The sequence below is a fragment of the Mycobacterium sp. genome (assembly GCF_019243155.1).
Taxonomy (GTDB): domain Bacteria; phylum Actinomycetota; class Actinomycetes; order Mycobacteriales; family Mycobacteriaceae; genus Mycobacterium.
This window is the reverse complement of sequence record NZ_JAFAUS010000298.1, coordinates 1-6,121: the sequence shown is the minus strand read 5'-3', so window position 1 is coordinate 6,121 and position 6,121 is coordinate 1. Positions and strand designations below refer to the sequence as shown.

General features: G+C 66.8%; 8 protein-coding genes. 7 read left to right on the top strand and 1 reads right to left on the bottom strand.

Going from position 1 to position 6,121, the window contains the following annotated elements:
- The first annotated feature begins 180 nt into the window (after positions 1 to 180).
- The 4 genes from JOZ00_RS14915 to JOZ00_RS14900 all read left to right on the top strand — a co-directional run bounded on the left by JOZ00_RS14915 (position 181) and on the right by JOZ00_RS14900 (position 3,532).
- Positions 181 to 1,569, top strand: a complete 1,389-nt coding sequence (locus tag JOZ00_RS14915) for an MmgE/PrpD family protein (RefSeq protein WP_366022328.1) — start codon at positions 181 to 183, stop codon at positions 1,567 to 1,569.
- Positions 1,570 to 1,615: 46 nt separating this feature from the next.
- Positions 1,616 to 2,377 carry a DUF2127 domain-containing protein gene (locus tag JOZ00_RS14910; RefSeq protein WP_293344789.1) on the top strand — a complete coding sequence of 254 codons (762 nt, stop codon included), beginning with the start codon at positions 1,616 to 1,618 and terminating at the stop codon, positions 2,375 to 2,377.
- A gap of 1 nt (position 2,378) precedes the next feature.
- Entirely contained in the window at positions 2,379 to 3,224 is an 846-nt protein-coding gene (locus tag JOZ00_RS14905) for an SDR family oxidoreductase (protein ID WP_293344787.1), read from the top strand.
- A 143-nt stretch (positions 3,225 to 3,367) separates the two neighbouring features.
- On the top strand, positions 3,368 to 3,532 hold the full coding sequence (locus JOZ00_RS14900) for a hypothetical protein (protein WP_293344785.1): 165 nt from the start codon (positions 3,368 to 3,370) through the stop codon (positions 3,530 to 3,532).
- Positions 3,533 to 3,541: 9 nt separating this feature from the next.
- Here the strand turns inward: JOZ00_RS14900 and JOZ00_RS14895 are convergent, their stop codons facing one another.
- Positions 3,542 to 4,075 carry a CGNR zinc finger domain-containing protein gene (locus JOZ00_RS14895; RefSeq protein ID WP_366022326.1) on the bottom strand — a complete coding sequence of 178 codons (534 nt, stop codon included), beginning with the start codon at positions 4,073 to 4,075 and terminating at the stop codon, positions 3,542 to 3,544.
- Positions 4,076 to 4,223: 148 nt separating this feature from the next.
- Between JOZ00_RS14895 and JOZ00_RS14890 the strand changes: the two genes are divergently transcribed.
- From JOZ00_RS14890 to JOZ00_RS14880, 3 genes are all read left to right on the top strand, one after another.
- Positions 4,224 to 4,916, top strand: coding sequence for an SDR family oxidoreductase (locus JOZ00_RS14890; protein ID WP_293344781.1), 693 nt, complete (start codon positions 4,224 to 4,226; stop codon positions 4,914 to 4,916).
- A gap of 108 nt (positions 4,917 to 5,024) precedes the next feature.
- On the top strand, positions 5,025 to 5,477 hold the full coding sequence (locus JOZ00_RS14885; protein ID WP_293344779.1) for an SRPBCC family protein: 453 nt from the start codon (positions 5,025 to 5,027) through the stop codon (positions 5,475 to 5,477).
- Between the two features lie 14 nt (positions 5,478 to 5,491).
- On the top strand, positions 5,492 to 6,121 hold a 630-nt coding region (locus tag JOZ00_RS14880), incomplete at its 3' end, for an SDR family NAD(P)-dependent oxidoreductase (protein WP_293344777.1).

Sequence of the window (6,121 nt, the reverse complement as noted above, 5' to 3'; positions counted from 1 at the left end):
GGCGGTGGTGGACTCCGTCGGACGACCCACATCGCGAGGCCCTCGCCACCGGGTTTGGCCTGCGGTAGGAACCGTTTTCGAGCACTGGTAAGAGATTGGTCCTGGACGGCGACCGCTCGGCGCGCTTGTGTGGTGGGTACGACGCGCGGAGGGCGAAAAGGCATGGCAGACAGGTACGTTGTGGACGATCTCGCCGACTTTGTCGTCGGCGCCGAACAGTCGGACCTGAGCGGGCGGTCGCGGGCATTGCTGAAACGCAATGTGCTCGACAGCATCGCGTGCGCCGTCGGGTCTTTGGACGGCGAACTCGTCGCGACGATCCGTGCGCAGGCGGACCAATTCAGCGGCGTCCCGACGGCTACCCTGGTCGGCGGCGGGCGCGCGTCGGTGGATCAGGCCGCTTTTTTCAACACGGTGCTGGTGCGCTATCCCGATCTGCTCGACACCTACCTGACGGTGGGCGGGTTGTGCCATCCCGCCGACAACTTCGGAGCCATCCTGGCGGTGGCGGAGCACGTCGGCGCCGGCGGAGCCGATTTCCTGCTGGCCCTGGCGGTGGCCTACGAGGTCCAATGCCGGTTCAGCGCGGCGGTTCCCGTCATGGCGCACGGGCTCAATCATGCGCTGCAACTGGCGATGTCGGTGGCCGCGGGATCGGCGAAGCTGCTCGGGCTGAGCGCCGAACAAACCGCCGGCGCTATCGCCGCCGCGGCGGCCGACAACGTGTCGCTCGCGGCGGTACACGCCGAACCGGTCTCGAACTGGAAGGGCATCTCGCCCGCGATCACCGGCATGCGCGCCATCTACACGACGATGCTGGCCGCACGCGGCGTCACCGGGCCCAAGTCGCTGTTCGAAGGCCCACACGGCCTGGTGCAACTCTTCGATCAGCCAATCGATTTCCATACCTCTGATCGGGGACTCGACTGCGTCGAACAGACCTACCTCAAGCAGTACTGCTCGCTGATCCACGGCCAGGCCGTCATCGACGCGGTCCTGGCGATTCGCACCGACAACGGTCTGCGCGGCGACGACGTGGCGCGGGTGACTCTCGAGGTATTTCAGGGCGCGTACGACTTCGCCGGTGGGGGAGCGTACGGCGAGAAGGATCACCCGCAAACCAAGGAGCAGGCCGACTACAACCTGAAGTACCTGACCGCGGTGGCACTGCTGGACGGCGGAGTCGGCCCCGAGCAGTTGGAGACCGAACGGGTGCTGCGCGGAGATGTTCAGGACCTGCTGGCGCGGGTGGACGTCAGGCCGGCCGAAGACCTGACCGCGGGCTACCCGGAGCGCACCGCGATCCGGGTGCGTGTAATAACCTGCGATGGAAGGGAATTCGAGCGCGAGGAGTCCGATTACGAAGGGTCGCCCACCCGGCCGATGTCGTGGGAACGCGTTGTGGGCAAATTCGGCTGGCTCGCCGAACCCTTCTGTGACGAGGCGCTGCGCGCCGACATCGTCGCCGCAGTCGCCCACCTGGATGAGATTCCAGTCGCCGAGCTCACCGGGCTGCTCGGCGCCGCGAGCTCTACCGCCAAGCGGCCGCGTACCAAGCCACGCTTCTGAGCGCGCCCCCTTGCGTGGCCCGTCGTCCGCAATCAATGATCGGGCCATGCGCAAAGATCGCGGCATCAATCGGTGGGAGCTGGTCACCTGTGCAGTCGCAGGTCACGTCACCTATGCGCCGGATGAAAAGTCCCTCGCCGAACGGCTGAGCGGCACCACCGGGCTGGGCGAGGTGTGGCGTTGCCTGCGGTGCGGTGAATTCACCGTCGGCGGACCCCACGGCCGTGGCCCAGCCGAAGATGCGCCGATGATCATGCGCGGCAAGGCTTTACGTCAAGCGATCATCATCCGCGCCCTGGCGGTGGAACGGCTGTTCCGGGCGGTGGTGATCGCGCTCGCCGCGTACGCGGTGTGGAAGTTCCGCGGTGCGCGGGGCTCCATCCAGGCCACCCTCGATCGCGACCTGCCAATTTTCCGCGCCGCGGGGTTCAAGCTCGATCAGATGACGGTCGTGCACGAACTGGAAAAGGCGCTGGCCGCCAAGCCATCCACGCTGGCGCTGTTGACCCTGATGCTGGCCGGCTATGCCCTAGTGGAGGTGGTCGAGGGCGTCGGCCTATGGCTGCTCAAACGTTGGGGTGAGTATTTCGCCGTGATCGCGACTTCGGTGTTCCTGCCGTTGGAGATCCACGATCTGGCCAAGGGCATCACCATGACCCGCGCGGTGACCTTCGGCATCAACGTCGCCGCCGTGATCTACCTGCTGATCTCGAAGCGACTGTTCGGATTGCGCGGGGGCCGGAAGGCTTACGACGAGGAAAGGCGCGGCGAGCAACTTCTGGACGTCGAGAAAGCCGCGAGCGCCTGACATGAGCACGTATGCGATCACCGGATTGGCTTCCGGGATGGGGCGTGAGGCCGCGCAACGCCTGCGCGACGGCGGCCACCGGGTGATCGGCGTGGACATCCAGGGCGGCGACATCGTCGCCGACTTGTCGACACCGCGGGGACGAGAGGAGGCCGCCGCCGGGGTCCTCGCGGCTTCGGAGAACAAACTCGACGGTGCCGTGCTGGCCGCCGGACTTGGTCCCAGCCCGGGTCGGGACCGTCCGCGCCAGATCGCTCAGGTCAACTACCTCGGAGTCGTCGAGCTGCTCACCGCCTGGCGCCCCGCGCTGGCCGCCGCCGAAAGCGCCAAGGTCGTCGTCATCGCCAGCAATTCCTCGACGACGGTGCCCGCGGTGCCGCGCCGGACCGTCAAGGCGTTGCTTGCGCACGACGCGGACAAGGCGTTGCGGTCGGTGCGACTCTTCGGCCCTGCCGCGCCGACACTAATGTATGCGGCCTCGAAGATCGCGGTCAGTCGCTGGGTGCGCCGAACCGCTGTGCTGCCGGAGTGGGCGGGGTCGGGCATCCGGTTGAACGCCCTGGCGCCGGGCGCCGTCATGACCCCGCTGCTGACCGAACAGCTGTCGACGCCCCGGCAGGCTAAGGCGGTCCGGTCGTTCCCGGTTCCACTGGGTGGCTTCGGCGATGCCGGGCAAATGGCCGACTGGATGTGTTTCATGTTGTCGGATGCGGCTGACTTCCTTTGCGGCAGCATCGTCTTCGTGGATGGCGGTACCGACGCGTATTTTCGGGCCGACGATTGGCCGAAGGCGGTTCCGGTGCGCCGTCTAGCTGGCTATTTGCGCCGGTTCAAAGCTCGGCAGTGACGTGGAATAAACCGTGATGCAGAGGTGTCGTAGACCACAGTGCCCTTTTCGTGACCTTTACCGCGGCGCGGCGTGCTCGTAAAGCGTTCAGGGTGGAATTCAATGAGTCGGCGCACACGCCGAAAAAAACAAAGGATCAAACTGTGTCCCCATTGCAGTCCTGGATCCGCCAGGCCCCTACCAACCTCGACGTGATGACCCCGATCAAGACGCGTGCCTTCGACGCACTGAACGTCGTGCTCAACACCACGCGCCGCCCGGCCGACGCCGGCCCGCGGCTGATGACCCGGGGCGCCGAACGCTGCTGATAGCGGCGTCTACTCCGGCGCTGCCGAAGAGTTCGCGGCGCGCCGGCGCGCCCGGGAGGCGCGCAGATTGGCAGCGTTGCCGCACGTCTTGACGTCGTGCCAGACCCCGCTGTTGTTTTTGGAGCGGTCGTAGAACGTCGACCCGCAGTGATGGTTGTGGCATTGCTTGATGCGTCGCCAGGTGCCGGCGTGCTGGCCGAGCAGGATCTCCCCGAAGAGCGCGGAGGCCAGCCAGCGCCAACCGCTGCCGCTGGGATCCAGCCGCACTTCGCCCGCATCGGATAGCGCGAAGGAAGCGGAAACAGGGCCGGCGCCCAGCCCGCTCGGCGCCTGACCGGCCACCAGACTCGAGATGGTGGCCCGCACGGCACGCAGCTTGGCCAGGTCGGCATCGTCGAGGGCCGGTGGCCGCAGATCCATCCCGCGCTTCGCCGACCAGGCCCGCACGGCGTTTTCCGCCCACTCGCCCGCGCTCGCGGTGTCGGCCAACAGGTCGGCCCCGTATCCCTCGATGCCCCTGGTGTTGAGGAAGTCCTGCACCAACGCCAGGCCATCCGGAGCGGGCGCGAGGCCGTACCGCTGTGACGCAGCCCATGCAGATGACATAGGTAAAGAATACTTGACTATGTCGCAGCGGGCAACTAGCTTGACAGAAGCAAAAGTATTTTACCTAAGTCAAGGAGCGCGAATCATGGTCAACATCAAGGGGTCGACGGTCGTGGTTACCGGTGGGCAGCGCGGTCTCGGGCGGTCCATCGTGGCGGAGTTGCTGGAGCGGGGCGCGGCCAAGGTGTACGCGACGGCGCGGACACCCAAGCCCAGCGAAGATCCCCGGATCGTAAGTCTCGAGTTGGAAGTGACCAAGCCGGAATCGGTTGCCGCACTGGCAGCCACGGCAACCGACGCGAACATCGTCATCAACAACGCCGGCGTCCTCGGCGCCCGGAGTCTGCTCGGCAGCGACCTCGAGGAGGTGCGGGCCGTGTTCGAGACGAACTACTTCGGCGCGCTTCGCGTCGCGAAGGCGTTCGCGCCGATCCTGGCCGAGAACGGTGGCGGGGCCCTGGTCGACATCGCGTCGATCTTGTCGTGGATGCCCGGCTCCGGCGGCTACGGCGACTCCAAGGCGGCCCTGTGGTCGACGACGAACTCGCTGCGTCTGGAACTCGAGAAGCAGGGCACCCAGGTGGTGAGCGCTCACCTCGGCTTCACCGACACGGACATGACCACCGGGTTCGACGCGCCCAAGAACGATCCGCGCGACGTGGCACGCGCGATCGTCGACGGCATCGAGCGCGGCGACGTCGAGGTGCTGGCCGACGACGACACCCGGTACGTCAGGGCGGCGCTGTCCGGACCGATCGAGGCGCTCCCACACATGTGACAACCCGCTCCACTGACTGGGGTGCCGGCGACGTGGCCCGTCGTCGGCACCCCGGTTGCTGTCTGCGGCACATGGGCCGAAGTGACACCGACGTGTTTGGATAGCGACATGGATGAGGAACGCATTGTCAGCGCCACCCGCGTCATCTCGGCCAGCGCCGCCCGGATCTTCGAACTGATCGCCGACCCGTCTTCTCAGCCGAGTTGGGACGGCAACAACAACCTCGCCTCGTCGGCTCCGGGCCAGCGCGTCCACGGAGTCGGCGACGTGTTCAAAACGACCCTGACGAACGGTGCGGTGCGGGAGAACCACGTCGTCGAATTCGTCGAGTGCAGCAAAATCGCTTGGTGCCCAGCCGAACCCAAGAAGCAGCCGCCCGGTCACCTGTGGCGCTGGGAGGTCAGCCAGATCAACCCCACGCTGACCACCGTGACCCACACCTACGATTGGACGGCGCTCAACGACCCGACCCGCATCGAAAAAGCTCGTTCCATGACGCCCGAGATGTTGCGCGAATCGATGGACAAGCTCGCGATGCTCGCGCAAGACCTCGAGAAGTAGCGGTCGGTCACCGCATGGCACTTCCACCACCGGGAAACGGCAGCGCGGCCATCGTCACCGGCGCCTCGTCAGGCATCGGCGAACAGTTGGCGGGCATACTCTCCCGGCGGGGCTATGAGGTCGTCCTTGTCGCGCGCAGCGTCGGGCGCCTCGAGGAACTGGCCGCGCAATTGGGTTCGCGAGCCCACCCGCTGCCCGCGGACCTGGCCGACCCCTCGGAACGGGCAGCCCTGCTCGACCGGGTCACGGCGCTGGACCTCACGCCCGACATCCTGATCAACAACGCCGGGTTCTCGACGCTCGGACTTGTCGCGGAATCGGTTCCAGAGGAAGAAATCAAGCTCGTCGAGGTCGACGTGGCGGCGGTGGTCGATCTGTGCAGCCGGATGCTGCCCGGAATGGTGGAGCGCCAACGCGGCGCCGTGCTGAACGTGGCGTCGGTGGCCGCGTTCGGTCCGCTGCCGGGCCAGGCGGCGTACGGTGCCGCCAAGGCCTTTGTGTTGTCCTACACCCACAGCCTGCGCGGTGAGCTGCGCGGCACCGGGGTCACCGCGACCGCGTTGTGCCCCGGGCCGGTGGACACCGGATTCGGCGAAGCCGCCGGTTTCAGCAAGGAAGAAGCCGAGGCCGCCCTGCCCAGGGTC

Bases quoted from the DNA above. Each gene is read 5' to 3' on its own strand.
- JOZ00_RS14910 (WP_293344789.1), top strand. From the start codon at position 1,616: ATGCGCAAAGATCGCGGCATCAATCGGTGGGAGCTGGTCACCTGTGCA.
- JOZ00_RS14905 (WP_293344787.1), top strand. From the start codon at position 2,379: ATGAGCACGTATGCGATCACCGGATTGGCTTCCGGGATGGGGCGTGAG.
- JOZ00_RS14890 (WP_293344781.1), top strand. From the start codon at position 4,224: ATGGTCAACATCAAGGGGTCGACGGTCGTGGTTACCGGTGGGCAGCGC.
- JOZ00_RS14885 (WP_293344779.1), top strand. From the start codon at position 5,025: ATGGATGAGGAACGCATTGTCAGCGCCACCCGCGTCATCTCGGCCAGC.